At 60.3% G+C, this 18185-nt stretch carries 14 protein-coding genes; 8 read left to right on the top strand and 6 right to left on the bottom strand.

The genetic code is table 11. The features are described 5' to 3' along the window. Window positions 1-9 precede the first annotated feature (9 nt). From WB650_RS24795 to gloB, 3 genes are read left to right on the top strand one after another with little or no spacing between them, the layout of a single operon-like run. On the top strand, window positions 10-792 hold the full coding sequence (locus tag WB650_RS24795; RefSeq protein WP_423962430.1) for an MBL fold metallo-hydrolase: 783 nt from the start codon (window positions 10-12) through the stop codon (window positions 790-792). A 48-nt stretch (window positions 793-840) separates the two neighbouring features. After that, a complete protein-coding gene (locus WB650_RS24790; RefSeq protein WP_422307185.1) occupies window positions 841-1614 on the top strand; it encodes an enoyl-ACP reductase FabI in 774 nt (257 codons plus the stop codon). A gap of 17 nt (window positions 1615-1631) precedes the next feature. Further along, complete coding sequence (gloB, locus tag WB650_RS24785; RefSeq protein WP_422307183.1) at window positions 1632-2408, top strand: hydroxyacylglutathione hydrolase; 777 nt, start codon at window positions 1632-1634, stop codon at window positions 2406-2408. A 5-nt stretch (window positions 2409-2413) separates the two neighbouring features. On the opposite strand, the gene WB650_RS24780 is transcribed toward gloB, so the two are convergent. Next, complete coding sequence (locus tag WB650_RS24780; RefSeq protein ID WP_423962428.1) at window positions 2414-4024, bottom strand: carboxyl transferase domain-containing protein; 1611 nt, start codon at window positions 4022-4024, stop codon at window positions 2414-2416. An 89-nt stretch (window positions 4025-4113) separates the two neighbouring features. On the opposite strand from WB650_RS24780, the gene WB650_RS24775 reads away from it, so the two are divergent. Continuing rightward, on the top strand, window positions 4114-6447 hold the full coding sequence (locus tag WB650_RS24775; RefSeq protein WP_423962426.1) for an endonuclease MutS2: 2334 nt from the start codon (window positions 4114-4116) through the stop codon (window positions 6445-6447). An 8-nt stretch (window positions 6448-6455) separates the two neighbouring features. On the opposite strand, the gene WB650_RS24770 is transcribed toward WB650_RS24775, so the two are convergent. Then, window positions 6456-8996: an AsmA family protein gene (locus tag WB650_RS24770; protein ID WP_422301730.1), complete on the bottom strand. Its 2541-nt coding sequence runs from the start codon at window positions 8994-8996 to the stop codon at window positions 6456-6458. Between the two features lie 282 nt (window positions 8997-9278). Here WB650_RS24770 and WB650_RS24765 point away from each other — a divergent pair, with 282 nt between their 5' ends. Further along, the gene (locus tag WB650_RS24765; protein ID WP_422301728.1) at window positions 9279-10088 is read left to right on the top strand and encodes a Smr/MutS family protein; all 810 of its coding nucleotides are present in this window, start codon (window positions 9279-9281) and stop codon (window positions 10086-10088) included. An 8-nt stretch (window positions 10089-10096) separates the two neighbouring features. Here WB650_RS24765 and WB650_RS24760 read toward each other — a convergent pair whose 3' ends face one another. Together WB650_RS24760 and fumC are read right to left on the bottom strand one after the other, a co-directional pair. After that, entirely contained in the window at window positions 10097-11170 is a 1074-nt protein-coding gene (locus WB650_RS24760; RefSeq protein WP_422301726.1) for a hypothetical protein, read from the bottom strand. 6 nt (window positions 11171-11176) lie between these two features. After that, window positions 11177-12661, bottom strand: a complete 1485-nt coding sequence (gene fumC / locus WB650_RS24755; protein ID WP_423962425.1) for a class II fumarate hydratase — start codon at window positions 12659-12661, stop codon at window positions 11177-11179. A gap of 215 nt (window positions 12662-12876) precedes the next feature. On the opposite strand from fumC, the gene WB650_RS24750 reads away from it, so the two are divergent. After that, the gene (locus WB650_RS24750; protein ID WP_422303457.1) at window positions 12877-13236 is read left to right on the top strand and encodes a 4Fe-4S dicluster domain-containing protein; all 360 of its coding nucleotides are present in this window, start codon (window positions 12877-12879) and stop codon (window positions 13234-13236) included. A gap of 302 nt (window positions 13237-13538) precedes the next feature. On the opposite strand, the gene WB650_RS24745 is transcribed toward WB650_RS24750, so the two are convergent. After that, window positions 13539-14069 (bottom strand): DsbA family protein, encoded by a 531-nt coding sequence (locus WB650_RS24745; protein ID WP_422303458.1) that lies wholly within the window; start codon window positions 14067-14069, stop codon window positions 13539-13541. 11 nt (window positions 14070-14080) lie between these two features. Further along, window positions 14081-14569, bottom strand: a complete 489-nt coding sequence (locus WB650_RS24740) for a redoxin domain-containing protein (protein WP_423962423.1) — start codon at window positions 14567-14569, stop codon at window positions 14081-14083. Between the two features lie 158 nt (window positions 14570-14727). Here WB650_RS24740 and WB650_RS24735 point away from each other — a divergent pair, with 158 nt between their 5' ends. Further along, complete coding sequence (locus WB650_RS24735; RefSeq protein WP_422303713.1) at window positions 14728-17013, top strand: hypothetical protein; 2286 nt, start codon at window positions 14728-14730, stop codon at window positions 17011-17013. After that, window positions 17010-18146, top strand: a complete 1137-nt coding sequence (locus WB650_RS24730) for an acyltransferase family protein (protein WP_422303712.1) — start codon at window positions 17010-17012, stop codon at window positions 18144-18146. The genes WB650_RS24735 and WB650_RS24730 overlap by 4 nt, the downstream gene beginning before the upstream one ends. The last annotated feature ends 39 nt before the right edge of the window (window positions 18147-18185 follow it).

Genomic DNA, 18185 nt, shown 5'->3' with positions numbered 1-18185 from the left:
CTCGCCTGAATGAATCAGAATCCTACGGCATCGAATGGCGCGAATGGTACGAAGGTGACCGTCACTCTGCTGGGCACCGGTGATGCGTTCGCGAGTTTCGGCCGTTCACAAGCTGGTTATCTGATCGACGCGCCCGCGGGCCGAATCCTGATGGAAGCGGGTCCCGGGCTGATGCAGGCGCTCAAGGGCGGCGGGATTTCCACCGACAGCTTTGATCTACTGCTGATCAGTCATCTGCATGGCGATCATTTCGGCGGCCTGCCGTTTCTAATCCTCGACTACATGTGGGAGACGCGCCGCAAGAAGGCGCTGACGATCGCGGGGCCGGCCAAGCTCGAGGAGCGCACCTGGACGCTGGTGCGCACGATGTTCCCGCATTTCGAGCTCGACCAGATCAAGCACAAACTGAAGTTCGTGGTGCTCGAGCCGGGGAGTTCGACGCGGCTGGGCAAGTTCAAAGTCAGCGCGATTCGCAGTCCGCACACCAAGCCGGACATTTCGCTGTCCTTAAGAGTCGACGGCGGCGGCAAGTCGATAGTTTTCTCGGGCGACAGCGGGTGGAATGATGAACTGGTGGACTTCAGCGAAGGCGCGGATCTGTTCCTGTGTGAATGCACGTACTTCGAGAGCGCGCATCTGAAGTTTCATCTCAACTATCCGCTGCTGGCGGCGAATCGCGATAAGTTCAAGGTGCGGCGGATGGTGCTGACGCATCTCGGGCGCGAAGTGCTGAGCCGCGAGGATGAGATCGCGCTCGAAATGGGCTATGACGGAATGAAGATCAAGATATAAGAATCGAGATCGACTCCTTCGCACACCCGCGCAGACAAGGAACTCCTCATGGGCATAGTAGAAGGCAAGCGAGCGTTGGTCGTCGGCGTCGCGAACGACAAAAGCCTGGCGTGGTCGATCGCGCAGACGCTGGCGGCGGAAGGCGCCGAGATCGCGATGACGTACCAGGGCGAGATTCTCGAAAAGCGCGTGCGTCCGCTGGCGGCGCAAATCGAAGCGGACGTGATCGGCGAGCTGGACGTCAATGACGACACGCAGATCGCGTCGGTGTTCGCAGCGCTCAAGAAAAAATGGGACGGGCTCGACCTGCTGGTACACGCGGTCGCATTTGCAGAGCGTGAAAATCTGCGCGATCGATTCCTCACGGTGAGCCGCGAGAGCTTCAAGAAGTCGCTCGAGATCAGCGCCTATTCTCTGGTCGCGCTCGCGCGTGCCGCGGAACCGCTGATGGAAGCGCGCGGTGGCGGATCGATCCTGACGCTCAGCTATCTAGGCGCGGTGCGCGCGGTTCCCAACTACAACATGATGGGTGTGGCCAAGGCGGCTCTGGAAGCCTGCGTGCGCTACCTTTCGGTAGACCTCGGAGCAAAGAATATTCGCGTCAACGCGCTCAGCGCAGGGCCGGCGCGCACGCTGTCATCGTCGGCGATTCGCGACTTCCATTCGATGCAGCATGAGGTCGAGGCGCGCTCACCGCTCCGGCGTGGGATGAAGATCGAAGAGGTCGGCAAGATGGCGGCCGCTGTGCTGAGCGATTTTTCGAGCGGCGTCACCGGCCAGACTGTATACGTGGATGTGGGCTACAATATCGTCGGCATATAGCTGCAAGGAGTATTGCGATGGCTATAGTTATCGTCCCCCAGCTATCGGACAACTACGCATACCTGGTGATCGACGACGGCAGCAAGGAATGCGCGGTGGTCGACTGCGCCGAGGCCGACAAGGTTATCGCGGCGGCGAAATCGCACGGCGCGAAGATCGTCGAGGTCCTGACCACGCACTGGCACGGCGATCATTCGGGCGGCAACAACGACATCGCGTCGAAGGTGCCGGGAATCAGGATTTACGGCGCGAGCGCGGAGGGCGGTAAGATTCCCGCGCTGACGAATCCGGTCGCCGACGGCGACAAAGTTCGAATCGGCGCGCTCGAAGGCCGCGTGATCGGAATCCCGGCGCATACCAACGGCCACGTCGCCTACTATTTCCCGACACTCAGCGCAGTGTTCACCGGCGATACGATGTTCGTCGGCGGATGCGGCCGCGTGTTCGAGGGCAACGCGGCGACGATGGTCTCGTCGCTGAAGAAGCTCGCGGCGCTGCCCGACTCGACCCAGGTTTATTGCGGGCACGAGTACACCGAGAAAAATCTGCGCTTCGCACTGACGCTGGAACCGGGCAACGAGGCGCTGAAAAAGAAGCACGATTGGAGCGTGAAGACCCGCGCGGAGCACAAGTTCACGGTGCCATCGACGATCGGCGACGAGAAGAAGACCAATCCCTTCCTGCGCGCCGACAGCCCGGAGCTGCGCGCGAATCTGAAGAAGCGCGATCCGTCGGTGAACGACGATCCAATCGCGATTTTCGCCAAAGCCCGCGAACTTAAAGATCACTTCTAAAAAGATCACATCCTGAAGACACCGAAGTTAGCGTGCTCCGGGATCGGCGCGTTCATCGAGGCCGCGATGCCTAGCGCCAACGCTGCGCGCGTCTCGACCGGATCAAGCACGCCGTCATCCCACAGCCGCGCGCTCGAATAATAGACGCTCGACTCGAGTTCGTAGGTCTCGAGTGTCGGGCGCAGAAATTCCTGTCGCTCCGCGTCAGTCATCGTCGCCCCTTCGCGTTTCAACTGATCGAGCTTCACCGTGAGCAGGGTGTTCGCGGCCTGTTCTCCGCCCATCACCGAGATGCGCGCGTTCGGCCACATGAAGAGCAATCGCGGCGAGTATGCGCGTCCGCACATGCCATAATTTCCCGCGCCGTTCGATGCGCCGATGATCACCGTGAATTTCGGCACCTGCGCGTTGGCGACAGCGTTGACCATCTTGGCGCCGTCCTTTGCGATGCCGCCCTGCTCGTAACGCTTGCCGACGATGAAGCCCGTGATGTTTTGCAGGAAGAGCAGCGGGATGCGCCGCGCGCAGCACAGCTCGATGAAGTGGGTGGCCTTCAGGGCAGACTCGCTGAACAGCACGCCGTTGTTGGCGATGATGCCGACGGGGTAGCCGTAGATTCGCGAGAATCCGGTGACGAGCGTGGTCGCGTAGCGCGCCTTGAACTCGTGCATCCTGCTCCCATCAACCAGGCGCGCGATCACCTCGCGCACGTCGTACGGCTTGCGCGTGTCGACCGGGATGATGCCGTAGAGTTCGGCGGGATCGTAATACGGATCCTCGGGCGCGTCCTGCTCGATCGACGTGTGCGTGCGAGGGCCGAGATTCTCGAAGATCGCGCGCGCAATTTGCAGAGCATGATCGTCGTCGTCGGCCAAGTGATCGCTCACGCCCGACAGTCGCGTATGCACGTCGCCCCCGCCAAGTTCCTCGGCAGTAACCTCCTCGCCGGTTGCGGCGCGGACGAGCGGCGGCCCCGCGAGGAAGATCGTTCCCTCCTCGCGAACTATAATGTTTTCGTCGCACATCGCAGGCACGTACGCGCCGCCCGCCGTGCAACTGCCCATCACCACCGCGACCTGCGCGATGCCTTTCGCGGACATCCGCGCCTGGTTGTAGAAGATGCGCCCGAAGTGATGCTCATCGGGAAAAATCTCGGACTGCATCGGCAGGAACGCGCCGCCCGAATCGACCAGGTAAACGCACGGCAGCATATTTTCAATCGCGATTTGCTGCGCGCGCAGATGCTTCTTCACCGTCATCGGAAAATACGTGCCGCCTTTTACGGTCGCGTCGTTGGCGACGATCACTGCTTCACGGCCATGAATTCTGCCGACGCCGGTGATGATGCTCGCAGACGGCGAGTCGCCGTCGTACATGTTGAACGCGGCCAGTGGCGAAAGTTCGAGGAACGGACTGCCGGGGTCTAGAAGCTTTTTGACGCGGTCGCGTGCGAGTAACTTGCCGCGTTCGACGTGGCGCTCGCGCGCGGAGGAGGAACCACCCTGGCGAACCCGCTCGATTTCGTCGCGCAGGCGTTTGACCAGCGATTCCATCGCCTCGCGGTTGCGGCGGAACTCGTCGGAGTTGGTGTTCAGCCGCGATTCAATTCGATCCATTTCATTTTTCCTTGAGGTCCGTTTAAGAATCGAGGATGCCTGCGACCCGAAGTTGGGCTAAATTTTAGAAAGCTGGCTGGATATTAGCGATGCGCGAACGCGATCTGAAAGCACTCGAATACGACAAGGTGATTCACCTCGTCATGGAGCTGTGCGCCTCCGAGCCCGGGCGCGAGGCCACCGCCGAGTTGCGCCCGTCGATCGATCCAGTCGAAGTGCAACGCCGCCTGACCGCGACCGCCGAAATGGTCGAGCTCAGATCGCACGCCGGCTCAATCCCGATAAGCGAGTTCGCCGATCAGCGGCCCTATCTGCTCGCTGCCGCGCGCGCAGGTGCTATTCTCGGCGGCGAAGCGCTGGTGAAGGTGCGCGATTTTATCGTGGGATCGCGCCATGTCAGCGGATTCCTGCGATCGCGCGTCGAGCGCTTCCAGCGTGTCGCGGCGTTGGTGCAGAACCTGCTCGCGCCGAAGGAGCTCGCCGACGCGATGCTCAGTGCGCTGGCCGACGACGGCACAATCCTCGACGACGCGAGTCCCGAGCTGAAGCGTCTGCGCAGCAGGCTGCGTGATGAGCGCAATGAACTCGAGACGCGCCTGCTCCGTTCGCTCAACGCCTCGGGCATGGAGTCGTTCGTCTCCGACTATATCGTGACGATACGCAATCGACGCTTCGTGCTGCCGATGAAGCTCAATTACTCGGAACGGTTCGAGGGAATCGTGCAGGACCGCAGCGTTTCCGGGGAGACGCTGTTCGTCGAGCCGATGTGGGCGGTCGAGCTGAACAACCGGCTGATGATGCTCGAGCGCGAAGCGGAGGCGGAAGAAACGCGAATCCTCGCGCAGCTTACGGCGATGGTTGGTGGCTACGCGCCGGAACTCCAGCTCACGTTCGACGCGATGGTCGCGCTCGACGCGCTCAACGCGCGCGCGCTTTTCGCCGAGCGATTTAGATGCGTCGAGCCGCAGATCGTCGACGATGGAATCGATTTTATCGGCGCGCGGCATCCGCTGCTGCTGACCAGCGGTCGCGACGTGATTCCGATCGACGTGAAGATCGGCGCCGGGCAGCGGGGCATCGTCATCTCGGGTCCTAACACCGGTGGAAAAACTGTCGCGCTCAAAACGGTCGGACTGCTGTCACTGATGGCGCAGGCGGGGATGCTGATTCCGGCGCTCCCCGGCAGCAAGGCGACGGTGTTTCGCAGCGTGTTCGCCGACATCGGCGACGAGCAGTCGATCGAATCCAACCTGTCGAGCTTCTCGGGGCACATCGCAAATCTGTCGGAGATCATCAGGTCGCTGGACGAACCGGCGCTGGTGATTCTCGACGAGCCGGGCGCCGGCACCGATCCCGCCGAAGGCGCCGCGCTCGCGATCGGCCTGATGAACCATCTCGGAACGCGCCGCTGCATGCTCGCGATCGCGACGCATTCGACCGCGGTGAAGCTGCACGCATACTCGCAGGCCGGCTTCGAGGCCGCCGCGGTGGATTTCGACGCCGAGCATCTCGCGCCGCTGTATCGGTTGAAGCCGCATACGATTGGCCAGAGTTACGGACTCGCCGTCGCGCGCCGGCTCGGTCTGCCTGAGGAAATAATTCGCGCTGCGGAACAATCGATGGGCACCGGCACTATCGAGCTGACCGACTCTCTAAAAAGGCTGGACGCCGAGCGCGCGAAGCTGAATGCGCAACTAGAAAAGTTGCGCGAGCGCGAACTCAACCTGGCTCAGATCGAGCAAGACGTCCTGCAGAAGGCTGAAAGAACGCGCGAGCGCGCCGAGCTGGAACGCAAGCGGCTGCGCGCCGAAGTCGCGGACCTGATCGAAGAATTAAGACGTGACGGCGCCGCGCTCATGGACGAACTAAAGACGCGAGCGAAATCGCGCACCGATTTGAAGGGGTTCATCACGACAGCGTCGTCGAAGCTCGAGAGCCTCGCGCCGGCTGACGCCGCATCGGAGTCCGACGCACCGCTGAAAGTCGGCGACAGCGTCGAGGTCGGCGACATCCGCGGCGAGTTGATCGTGCTCGAAGCGGGACGCGCCGTCATCAGTCGCGGTGGCCTGAGGATCGAGGTCGCGCCTGAACGGCTGCGGCGGTCAGCCGCAAGCGCGCCCGACCTGCGCCCCGCTCCGACAAAAGCCGCGACCGTCACCTTCAGCGTCGAGGGCGGCGAGGGCACCGAGTTGAACCTGATCGGGATGCGCACGACGGACGCGCTGCGCGCGCTCGAGGACTTTCTCGACACCGCCTTCCTGACCAATCGCGCCGAAGTGCGAATCGTCCACGGCATCGGCTCCGGCGCGCTGCGCAAAGCCGTCGCAGAATACCTGGGCACGTCGCCCTATTGCGCATCATTCCGCGGCGCCGAACCGCACCACGGCGGCGCCGGCGCCACCATTGTCCAGATGAATCTGTAGCGAGTGTGCTAGAACAACTTCTTCAGCTGATCCAGCGGATTCGGTGGCGGATTGGAGTTGCCTCCGCCGTTGCTGTTGCCTGATCCGTTGCCCGAGCCGTCAGTTCCACTCGAGTCGCCTCCGAGAAATTTGCTCAATCCTTTTGGGATGCCCTTCTTGCCGAAAATTTTCCCAAGATACTTCTGACCCTGGGATTGGGCCGCGTTGTTTGTCGCCAGCTGCGCCAGTTCCGTCACGTTGGGCAGGACCTGCGGCTTGGGCAATTGCCCGACGACTTGCAGCGGGATGTCGATTTGCCCGTCCTTGTTCGCGATGAACGCGACTTCTTTCTTCTGCTCGACCAGTTCCTTGCTGAATTGCGGCGAGAGCACGATTTCCGCCGCGAGGTCGATGTTCTTGTCCATGTCGAACCATCCGTCGCCGAGCAGATTGTAGTCCACCGTCTGCGCCTTGACATCGTGCGACGTGATTCGCGGACCGTCGAGCACGAACGTGAGGCTCGCAAGCTGGATATCAGTGTCGGGGTTGCTGAAGAGTTCGGGATGATTCTTGACGACCGCATCCGGAACCAGGTTGCCGATCGCGGGCAGATGCTGCACCTTCTTGAGCGCCTGGCCTCCAATGTTGACGCCGACCAGCTTGCCGTTGGTCAGCGTGAGATTGCCGTTGCCCTTAAACGTCGGTTTCATCTCGTCGAAGGTGCCGGTCTTTCCGCTGACTTTGATTTTCCCGCCGAGCGTTCCGCGAACGGTCCCGGCTGCCTTGGATTTTTGCGAGTCGAGCGCCTGCTGAAGGTCGAGATTGGTGAAACTGATCGACGCCTCCATCGGCGCCGACGCCTCGAGCCGCGTGTTCCCGGTCGCGACGATGTCGCCTGAGAACGCCTTCACTCTGAGCGTAGTCACTCGCGCAAGCTTGTCCGCGAGCGACAGCGACAGCCGCAAATTCTGATACGGAACATTCGCGAGGTTGCCCGACGGCGACGTAATTTCAGAATCGACGGTCGGGCCGGTCATCGATCCAATCGACACCGCGCCCTTGGCGAAAAGCTGGTTGATCACCTCGTCGGGCGGGCGCGACGGCGCGAGGTCCGCCAGGCGAACCGCGGCGGCATTCAGTTCGTAGCTCATGACCAGCGGCTGAAACTGATCGATATGCGATTTCAACGTCGCCTGCTGCGCGCCAAGGTTGAACGTCAGCGGCCCGACGTCCGCGCTGGTCCCCGTGAGCTTGATGTTGCCGCTGACATTGCTCAGCGGCGGCGCCTTTTGATCGGGTATCGACAATCCGACTCCGGCCAGCGCGACGGTGCCGTCCGCCGACGCTTTGCCATTCACAAGGGTCGCGGCGGTGTGAATCTCGGTCTTGCCTGTCAGGTTGTATTTGCCCAGCGCCGGAATCATATTCGCGATCGCCGCAAGATCGAAGTTGTTGGTATCGACGTGCGCCTCGCTCGTGCCGCCGCCGATTTTGATATCCGTCGCTTTCGCCTCGAGGTCGCCGAGCGTCACGTTGGCGACCGTCAGTCCGACTACATCATATGTCCGCGTTCCCTCGGCCGAAATTTTCAACGGCGTATCGGCGGGCTTGTTGAAGCTGTCGTCGAAAGCGATTGCAGGCGCGCTCAAATCGCTCGATATGTTGAATTTGATCGACTGAATATTGCCGTCAGCCGTGGCCTCGAAGGTGACGGGGCCGGAAACAGAAAGCTTCGGCGGTATCGCCTTCGCAACCATCGGGATCGTCTCGAGCTGCGTCAGCAGAATCGGACCGACCTTGGCCTTGCCGGACAGCGGAATCGCGTCGACGTCGATAACGGCGTTGTTGATCAGCGGGCCGATCGTCGCCGAAAGATCGAAGTTCTGTTGATCGCTGAGCGCCGCGAAAGTGACTGCGACGGTGAACGGCGCATTGAAGCCGAAATCGCGAACCTTCAGGTCGATGGCGTTGACGGTCGAGCTCTCCGGCGCGCCCTCGGTCTGAAAAATCAACGTGCCGCCGTTGATCGAGAAATTCTGCACCAGCAACGAACCCAACGCGGCCGGCGCGCGGCCCGCTTCCGCCATCGGCGACTCTTCGTTATCGCCGCCGCCTTTTCCGCCCTCGCCTTCGCCGCTCGATTCCTCCTCGGCGTGAACCTTCTTCCTGCCGAGCGTCGACACGTTGAACGTACCGTCGCGCGTCTGGACGATTCTGATCACAGGCTTGTCGAGCACGACTTCAGTCACTTCGATTCGGCGCGCCAGCAGCGGCAGCAGTTGCAGCCGGGTGTAGACGTTGCTCGCTTCGATGAACGGCTTGGTCGAGATATCGGGATCGTCAGCCACCTGCACTCCGGTAACATCGGCCATGATTCCCCAACCGAGACTCACCTTGATGTCGTCGGCGTGAATCTGGCGTCCGAGTGCGGTGCTGACTTTGTCGAGGATGGACTGGCGGCGCTCGGCGATTATCGAGTTGAGGTTGGTGGCGGCATAGAAGATGATCGCGCCGGCGAAAATCACGACTGCTCCGACAATTGCGGCGGCAACTACGATCACACGGCGCATATGAGGACCCTCACGTCAGCCAGCTTCGAAGCGGGTTCGCGACACGCTGGCAAGTGTAGTTGATGCGCGCTGGACGCGCACCATTTTGGGTGGCGACTTTAGTTCCGCTCCCTTGCACGTGGCACAGGCTTCAGCCTGTGATTCTTTCCTGGATTTTGCATGGACCACTAATCACAGGCTAAAGCCTGTGCCACCAAAGATACGTTCGCGGTTTGAACCGCGTTGCCTCCTCGGCATAGTCTGTCGAGCAGGCGTTGCTCCGGATCCTGCGGGCCTCTTCCGATGGCAAAAAAGCGAAAGCATGATCGCCTCGCCGAAGAACGAGAGGGCGAAGGAAAGGCGACTCCCGCTCCCGCGCGGGTTTTCTCGTCGCCATTTAAAGATCTGAAAAAGATGCTTGCCGATCGCGAGCGCGTCCTGCCTCAGTCGCAGCCGATACTCAAGCCCAAGGTTCCGGCCAAGGCGGCGCCAGTCGTTGAAAAAGCAGCGCCGCCGGTTGCGCAGCCACTCGACGAGGAATCCTTTTTTCGGCAAGCAATCGAGGGAGTGCGCCCGCTGCATCGCAACGGGACCGCTCGCTCACGAATACCGCTCGACCCGCCGACGACTCACACGATCGTCGATGAAGATGCCGAGGTAATCGCTCTGCTGTCCGACCTGGTATCGGGACAGGCACCGTTCGACATCACCGAGTCCGACGAATACGTCGAGGGTTACCGCGTCGGTCTCGACCCGCGCCTGGTGTCACAGCTTCGCCGCGGCGCGTTCGCGATGCAGGATCATTTTGATATGCACGGGATGATCCAGAGCGCCGCCAAAGAAGCGCTGAAGGAATTCATCATCAAGTCTGTGCGCAAAGGGCTGCGCGCGGTGCTCGTCGTGCATGGACGCGGGCTGCGCTCTCCCAACGGGCACTCTGTCCTCAAGCACGCCTCCGCAGGATGGCTCTCGCATGGCGCAATCGGCGGTCACGTGCTCGCATTCACCAGCGCGCGGCCGGCGGACGGCGGCGCGGGCGCTACTTACGTGCTGTTGAAGCGCGAGAAGAGCCGCGCCCCCTTCGACATTCTGCAAGGCGCCAAACGCCGCTAGCGGTTTCTTCACCGTCCCAGGAAATGCACTGCGATTATGATGTTCGTCACCACGAACGCTCCCGGGATGACAAAGCGCGAGTACTTGCGTATCCGTAGCCCCAAGTCGCGGCGCACTTCCGATCGATGGGTCACGTGGACCGTCATCAACTCCACCACCGCCAGGAAAACGTAGATGTAGCATTCGAGGAAGAACGCATCGATGTACGTCAGGTACGGCAGGCGTGGCATCGTCGCGGAGATCGCAAACGCGAACGCGATTACAGTCAGAATCGTGGTGACCGCGACTGTGATCTGATTCGACAAATCGCTCGCCTCGATCCAGAAAACCGCCCACGACAGGAACACCATCAGCAGCAGCGGCAGGAACACTTTCCAGATATAGAAGCTCGATCGTCGCTTGACGTCGATCTCGAATCTGGCTTCCGGCATCGTCAGTCCGCCGTACGTCGGCGCGACCAGCAACTGCGAAGTCATCGAGATCAGGTGCCACTGCGCGAGCGACGAGTAACTCCTGAATTCGCTGGCGGTCCACGTCGAGGTATTGTTGAGTTTGAACTTGATATGCGGGCCGTCCACCAGGAATGGATGAATGATCACCATCAACCGCTGCTCATCGAACGGGAAACGCCTCAGCTCGAAACTTGACGAGAGCGTTACCAGCAGGCGTTCCGCGTATCTCACCGTGCCGTCCGGGCTCACCATGATCGAGATTTCGTCACGCTGGCGCGGCGTCGAGGCGTTGATCATCTCGAGTTGAGGTATCCAGATCTGCCCGAACGCGTAGTTACGCACCTGGTCCTGCGGCCCCTCCGGACTAAATGCGAGTCGTGGGTCCTTCCATCGCTCGAACATATACGCGTCGAGTTGGAACTGTTCACTGACTTCGTCGATCGCAGCGACATTTACGATGTGCAGGCCGATGGTGACCTCGAGCGGTTGGCCGTTGTACGGTGGCGGCTGCAGGATCGGATCGGTCGCGATGCCACCCGGAGTTTGCGCCACGCCCGCCGTCGCCGATGAAAGCGCCGCGCCTGCGATAAAAAAGATCGCGATCGCAAAAAGAACGATCCCCGGCCGCATCCCGCCTCAGCCTTCCGGTGCCAGCATTTTCTCTGGCCGCACCAGCCGGTCGAACTCCTCTCCCGAGAGCAGCTTCAGCGCGATCGCTGCCTCGCGCAGCGAGATGTTTTCTTTGTGAGCCTTTTTCGCGACCTTGGCCGCGTTGTCGTAGCCGATCGGTTCGCTCAACGCGGTCACCAGCATCAAGGAACTTTTCACGTTGCGCTCGATCTGTTCGCGATTCGGCTGGATCCCTTCGACGCAATACTTGCTGAACGACGCGCACGAATGCGCCAGCAGCATCGTCGAGTGCAAAAAATTGTGGATGATTAGCGGTTTGAAAACGTTAAGCTCGAAATTCCCCTGCGACCCCGCCGTCGTGATCGCCACGTCGTTGCCGATCACCTGGATGCAGACCATCGTCATCGCCTCGCTCTGCGTCGGGTTCACTTTGCCCGGCATGATCGACGATCCCGGCTCATTCTCCGGCAGGATTAATTCTCCCAGCCCGGCGCGCGGTCCCGATCCCATCCAGCGGATGTCGTTGGCGATTTTCATCAACGAGACCGCCAGCGTCTTGAGCGCTCCAGAAGCCGCCACGATCGCATCATGAGCCGCGAGCGCTGCAAATTTGTTTGGCGCCGATTTGAATGGCAGCCCGGTGTACTCCGCGATCTTTTTCGCGACGCGCTCCGCAAATTCAGGATGCGTATTCAGTCCGGTGCCGACCGCCGTGCCGCCAATCGCCAGCTCGAGCAGGTCCGGCAGCGCCGCCTCGATTCGCTTCAAGTCGTAGTCGAGCTGCGCGACGTATCCCGAAAATTCCTGCCCGAGCGTCAACGGCACCGCGTCCATTAGATGCGTCCGTCCGATCTTCACGATCTCGGCGAACTCTTTGGCTTTGCGCGCGAGCGCGTCGCGCAACTTTCGCACCGACGGGATCAGGTCGTGTGTGACTTCTTCCGCCGCCGCGATATGCATCGCGGTCGGAAACGTATCGTTCGACGACTGCGACATGTTCACGTCGTCATTCGGATGAATCGGCTTCTTGCTGCCGAGCACGCCGCCCGCCATCTCGATCGAGCGATTCGAGATGACTTCGTTGGCGTTCATGTTGGTCTGCGTGCCGCTGCCGGTCTGCCAGATGCGCAGTGGAAAATGATCGTCGAGCTTGCCCGCGATCACTTCGTCCGCTGCGGCGGTCATCAGCCGAGCCTTGTCGGCCGGCAGTTTGCCGAGATCGCGATTAACTTCCGCCGCCGCCTTTTTCAAAATTCCGAATGCGCGCACCACCGATCGCGGCATCCGATCGAATCCGATCGCGAAGTGCAGCAGCGATCGCTCGGTTTGCGCTCCCCAGTAGCGATCGTTCGCGACCTCAATCGCGCCCATACTGTCCGACTCGACGCGCTTGCCCGTATTCGGCGCGTTGCTGGCCGCAACCGCCTTCGCGGTCACCGCGCGCTTGGCGACGCTGCCCTTGCGCATCTTCGCTTTCGACTTTGATGCCATCTTCGATTTCCTGTTGTATTTCCGATTCTTCGCGCCGAATATTCTAGCCCGGCTGGCCCCCGATGACAGGGTTTTCCCGACCCCGCGAAATCGCCCGCGCTGCCCTTTTCAGAGGCGCTGTGCCGATATAGGTTATGCGCGTACTCTCGACAATAGGGAGTGCGAGTTTAAATCGAGATAATCTAAGGACTGGATCCTAAGCGAGGCTGCCAACCATGCCCTGGACTATAACCCGCCTTTGCCGCGACTGCGTTGACACCGGATGCGTCAGCGTATGTCCGGTCGACTGTATCTACGAATACATCGGCCCCGACAAGGAAAAATTCCCCAACCAGCTCTACATCGATCCCGACGAATGCATCGATTGCGGCGCCTGCGAGCCCGAATGCCCATGGCAGGCGATTTTCGAGGAGCCCGCGGTTCCCGAGGTCCTCAAGGACGACATCGCATTAAACCACGCGCTGCTGGAGATCAAAGATCAGTTCAAGGTGATGCCGTTCAAAAAGGTCGATCACCCAACCCCCGAGCAGGTCGCCGAAAACAAGAAAAAGTGGGGCCTCGACCCGAACAGTTGATTTTGATTTACCTCGCCCGTTTCTTTTACGGGAGAAGGAGGCCGGCCGCATCGCAGCCGGTAGGTGAGGGTTCCGCGGTTCAAGTCGGAAGCGCGTAGTTCTGACGCCTTCCTTTTTCTGTCGGCTCCTATTTTGGTGTGCTTGGTGTGTCATCTGGAGAGAAGTCGAGGGACCCCGAATCTTTCTCGATGCTCGGTACTTCGACTTTCACTGAGGGGATTCGCAGAGGCGAGTTGCTCCGAACATTACGGTTGCGCCCAGAACCCTCACCTAACCTCTCCCGTAACGTAACGGGCGAGGGATCAGGCCGCTTCTTCGATCGCCGCCAGCAGCGAAGCAAGATCGAACGGTCCGTCGTGACGCACGCCGTTAATGAAAAAAGTCGGCGTGCCGTTCACTCCGCTCCTCACTCCGCTGCTGAAATCCTCGCGCACCCGCTCGAGGTACGCTCCCGATTCCATCTCCTTGACGAATCGCGGCATGTCGAGATGAAGCGCGCGCGCGTATCGCACCAGGTCTTCATCTTCGAGCGCATCCTGATTCTCGTAAAGCATGTCGTGCATCTCCCAGAACTTACCCTGGGCGCCGGCAGCCTCCGCGGCTTCGGCGGCATGCTCGGCATGCGGATGCGCCTCTCCGAGAGGGAAATTTCGAAAAACAAAACGCACCTGATCGCCGAGGCGCTTCTGTAGCGCCTTCACCACCGGATACGCTTCACCGCAGTAGGGACATTCGTAGTCACCATATTCGACTAGCGTGATCGGCGCCTTCGCCGGACCCTGCACGTGATCCCTCGCGCCGACGGGCGGCTTGAGCTTCGCAGATGGACTCATCCAACCGCCTCCTACTTTTTCGCGGCGAGCGCTTCGAGCGCCTCGAGAATTCCGTCAGCGCCGGGATTGACGCCGACCGGCGACAGGTAGCTCCACGCAATCGTCCCCTTCGGATCGATCACGAAGAGCGCGCGCTCGCTGACCCCCTCGTGATCGCGATACGCGCCGTACTTGCGTGCGACCCCGCCCTTCGGCTCGAAATCCGACAGCAGCGGGAAGTGCAGCTTGCGATCACGCGCGAACGCTGCATGGCACCAGGATCCATCGACCGAGATACCGACGATCGCAGCCTTGAACTTGTGGAACTCGGGCAGCACTTCATTATAAAGCGCCATCTGATCGCCGCACACCGGACTCCAGTCGGCCGGATAAAATGCCACGATCAGCGGAGCGCCGCGAAAGTCGCTCAACGAGACCAGTTGATCGGGCGTGCTATGCAGCGAAAAGTCCGGCGCTGCGGTGCCTGGGGCGAGTATCTTGTTCGGGTTTTCTGTAGCCACCTTGCGACCCTCCTTGAATTGGCTGGTAGGTCCGAAATGGTTCGCAGAAGCTTGATGCTAGTACCGCCGCATTTCTGTGACAAACCAATCAGCGCGATCGCGGCCTCTCCGACGGTGCTACTTGCTCGACATCAAACGCCCAAGTATAAGCCCAGCTAGTGCCTACCGTCAGTTATGTTAGTCCGCAAACTCGTAACATCCTTGCCAGCCTTGCGAGCCTGCTGATCTATCTGGCGCTGTCGGTATTGTTCTTCGGCCGTTCCCTCGCAGGTCATCTTTCGAACTTCCATGTAGGCACCGGTACCGACCCGTCGGTCATGATGTGGATGCTGGCATGGTGGTCCCATGCCATCGGTCGCCGCCTGAACGTATTTGTGACGCACGCGATCTGGGCGCCTTCCGGTTTCAACCTCGCTTGGGCAACCTGTATTCCGCTGGCGGCGTGGGTTTCGATCCCGCTCACTCGCATCTTTGGGCCAGTCGTAAGTTACAATCTGCTGTGCCTGATCGCCCCGGCCCTGGCGAGTTGGACCGCGTTTATCCTCTGCCGGTATGTGACAAAGAGTTTTTGGCCCTCGCTCCTGGGCGGCTACATATTCGGCTTCTCGTCGTACATGCTCGGCCAGATGTTTGGGAACTTGGCCCACCTTCTCGTGTTTCCGGTTCCGCTCGTCGTGTATCTTGTCGTGCGTAAACTCGCCGGTGAGATAAGGACTGCGAGCTTCGCGATGCTGCTGGCGTTGGTGCTGGTGGCGCAGTTCCTACTCACAATCGAAATCGTCGCGACCATGACGATGTTCGGCGCGATGGCAATCGCGCTCGGCATATCATTTACCTCGGGAGATCTGCGAAGCCGCCTCTTGCGCCTGATCGCGCCGATTCTGGCCGGCTATGCGATCGCAGTCGTGTTGCTGAGTCCCTATCTGTACTACCTTTTCGCCTTCAGCTTTCCGCATCAGCCGATGTGGTCGCTGTCGGCGTTCTCCGGGGATCTCCTCAACTTCGTAATTCCCACTCGATTGAACGTCCTCGGTCGGGTTGGCGCATTTGAATCGATCTCCAACAGGTTCCTGGGCAACGCCTATGAGGCCGGAGGTTATCTCGGACTTCCGCTGGTACTGATCGCGGCCATCTTCGCCCGCTACCACTGGCGCGAGCCCCTTGGCAAATTGCTGATCGATTCCCTGGTTATCATCTGCGTCCTGTCAATGGGTCCTCTCCTTCATTTGGCAGGGAAGCCTGGCATTGGCCTGCCCGGAAAGTTGCTTGCTCGGCTGCCGATCCTCGATAACGCTTTGCCGGCGCGGTTTATGCTCTATTCTTTTTTGGATCTCGCAATACTAATTTCGATCTGGCTGGCCACCAGCTCCACAAAATCAGCTTCGAAGTATGCTATCTCGGTTCTGGCGGTTTTGTTTCTCACGCCGAATCTTTCCGCCGGTTTTTGGATCGCTCCCGTGGATACGCCCGTTTTCTTTCTGGATGGGACGTACAAGAACTATCTGGCTCCCGACCAAACTGTAGTGGTCCTGCCCTATGGGTTCAGAGGCAACAGCCTGCTCTGGCAGGCCGAAACCGACATGTATTTCCGCATGGCGGGCGGCTATACGGGCATCGTTCCTCCTGAGTTCGAATGTTGGCCAATCGTGGATGCGATTTACGCTGGAGTTTATCTTCCAGACGCTGATCTTCAGTTGAAGGCATTCCTGGCCAATCATGACGTGAGCGCGGTACTCGTCAGCGACCCTGAAGAGGACGCCTGGCGACCTCTGCTCTCCACTTTCGGAGTCACGCCGGTCGACGTCGGCGGCGTGTCGCTCTACAAAATACCGCCGCTCCTGCTGGCCGCTTACAAAGGTCAGACCCCGCTTGATTTGGAGCGACAGGCCGATTCAACCCGTTTCGATACTCTGGTCGTCGCTGCCAACAAGTATCTTGAGCGTACCGGCGCGCTGGCCGGTCTGACTCCGCCCGTGGCCTATCGCCTGGGACTACTCCCCGCCGATTGGCTCGTAGGACCGCCGGTGCCGCCATACTATTTTAGTCAGGGTTCGGAGCTTCGGCTCGACAAGGGACTCTGGATTGGTCCGTGGACCAACGGCGAAGCCAGCGTCGGGGTGGAAGGTTCATATGATGCAATCAGACCGCTCATCGACAAATATCGCGGCTCGGCGAGCCAGATCTTTTTCCCTTATCCGGAGCAACTCTCGGGAACTTCAGAGAAAGCCGGCCGCTCGGCGCTTCTGGTGATGGTCTTCGACCGCGTGCAGCTATCACGTGCGGCCGCTCGGATTGAGGCGTTATCATCACGGCCTGCGTTTGATCCTCGATTGGGTCGATCGTTGCTGCCGGAACACGATCGCCCAACGCCGAGACCGCCCAGGATCGCGACGACTCCTTCAACACCGCCCGATGCGATTACGCACAGCTCTTTGTCGACGTGAGCCGTCCTTCGAAAGACTACCGTCCGACTCTCGACGGATGGCGCGCGATCGCCATCCTGCTGGTGATGTTCGAGCATGCCGGCGGTGCTTTGTTCGAGCCGGGTGGTCGATTTCCCAACCCAGCCTGGTACGCAATCAGCCTGCACGGCACCTTCGGGGTCGACCTGTTCTTTGGTATCAGCGGGTTACTCATTTGCGGCCGAATGCTCGACGAGAATGAGAGAACCGGCAGTATAAGTCTGCGCAGCTTCTACATTCGCCGTGTCTTCAGGATTCTGCCGCCCGCATTCACGTACCTCGCGACCATCGGACTGCTCGCTATCGCCGGCATTATCGTCGTGAGTCCGCGCGAATGGCTCAGCAGCCTGTTCTTTTCCCGCAACTACATCATCATGCCGCCGGAAACCGGATGGTACACCGGACACTTCTGGTCGCTCGCGGTCGAGGAACACTTCTACCTGATCTGGCCCGCCACGTTGGTGGCTCTCGGCGCCACTCGCGCCAGGCGATTCACGCCATGGTTCGCGATCGCCGTCGCGATGTGGCGAGTGATCGACTACGTTTGGTTCCACGGACAAATCTGGCCTGGCGTCCTCTCGAACCTCATTTACGAGAGAACTGATACGCGCTTCGACGGCTTGCTATGGGGATGCTGGATCGCGCTTATCGCCAGCGTTCCTGCTTACCGCGCGTCTTTCTCCCGGCCCTGGTCCGGTCTCATTATCGGCGTGCTGCTGCTTATGCTCATCTCATTGATCGCGCTGAACCCTCCGTTGCAGACCGGGCTGGAGAGTTTCCTGGTGCCGTTGATCCTGATTGGAACAGTTCTCAATCCCGGACTGTTGTTCAGCCGAATTCTCGAGACCTCGCCGCTGCGCTGGATAGGAAAAATTTCCTACAGCCTCTACATCTGGCAACAGCTATTTCTCGGGACGATTCGCGGTCCGCTTCCCCTCGGAAGGTTGCAGGAATTCCCGCTGAACATCGTGGCGGTATTCGTTTGCGCGGCCGCCAGTTACTATCTGCTCGAGCGGCCACTGGTCGCCATCGGGCATTCATTGTCGAGCGGGTTCAAGACTCCGCAAAGCCGGACCTTCGAAGTCGCAGAGCCGGTTGCGTCGATCAAGCAGTGAAGTCCAACCGACTGTGCCGTCCGCATGACAAATCAACAG

It is taken from the genome of Binatus sp. (SeqCode), assembly GCF_049584895.1.
Classification (GTDB): Bacteria; Desulfobacterota; Binatia; order Binatales; family Binataceae; genus Binatus.
Note: the sequence above shows the minus strand (reverse complement) of the source record. Positions and strands in the feature narration are given on the sequence as shown.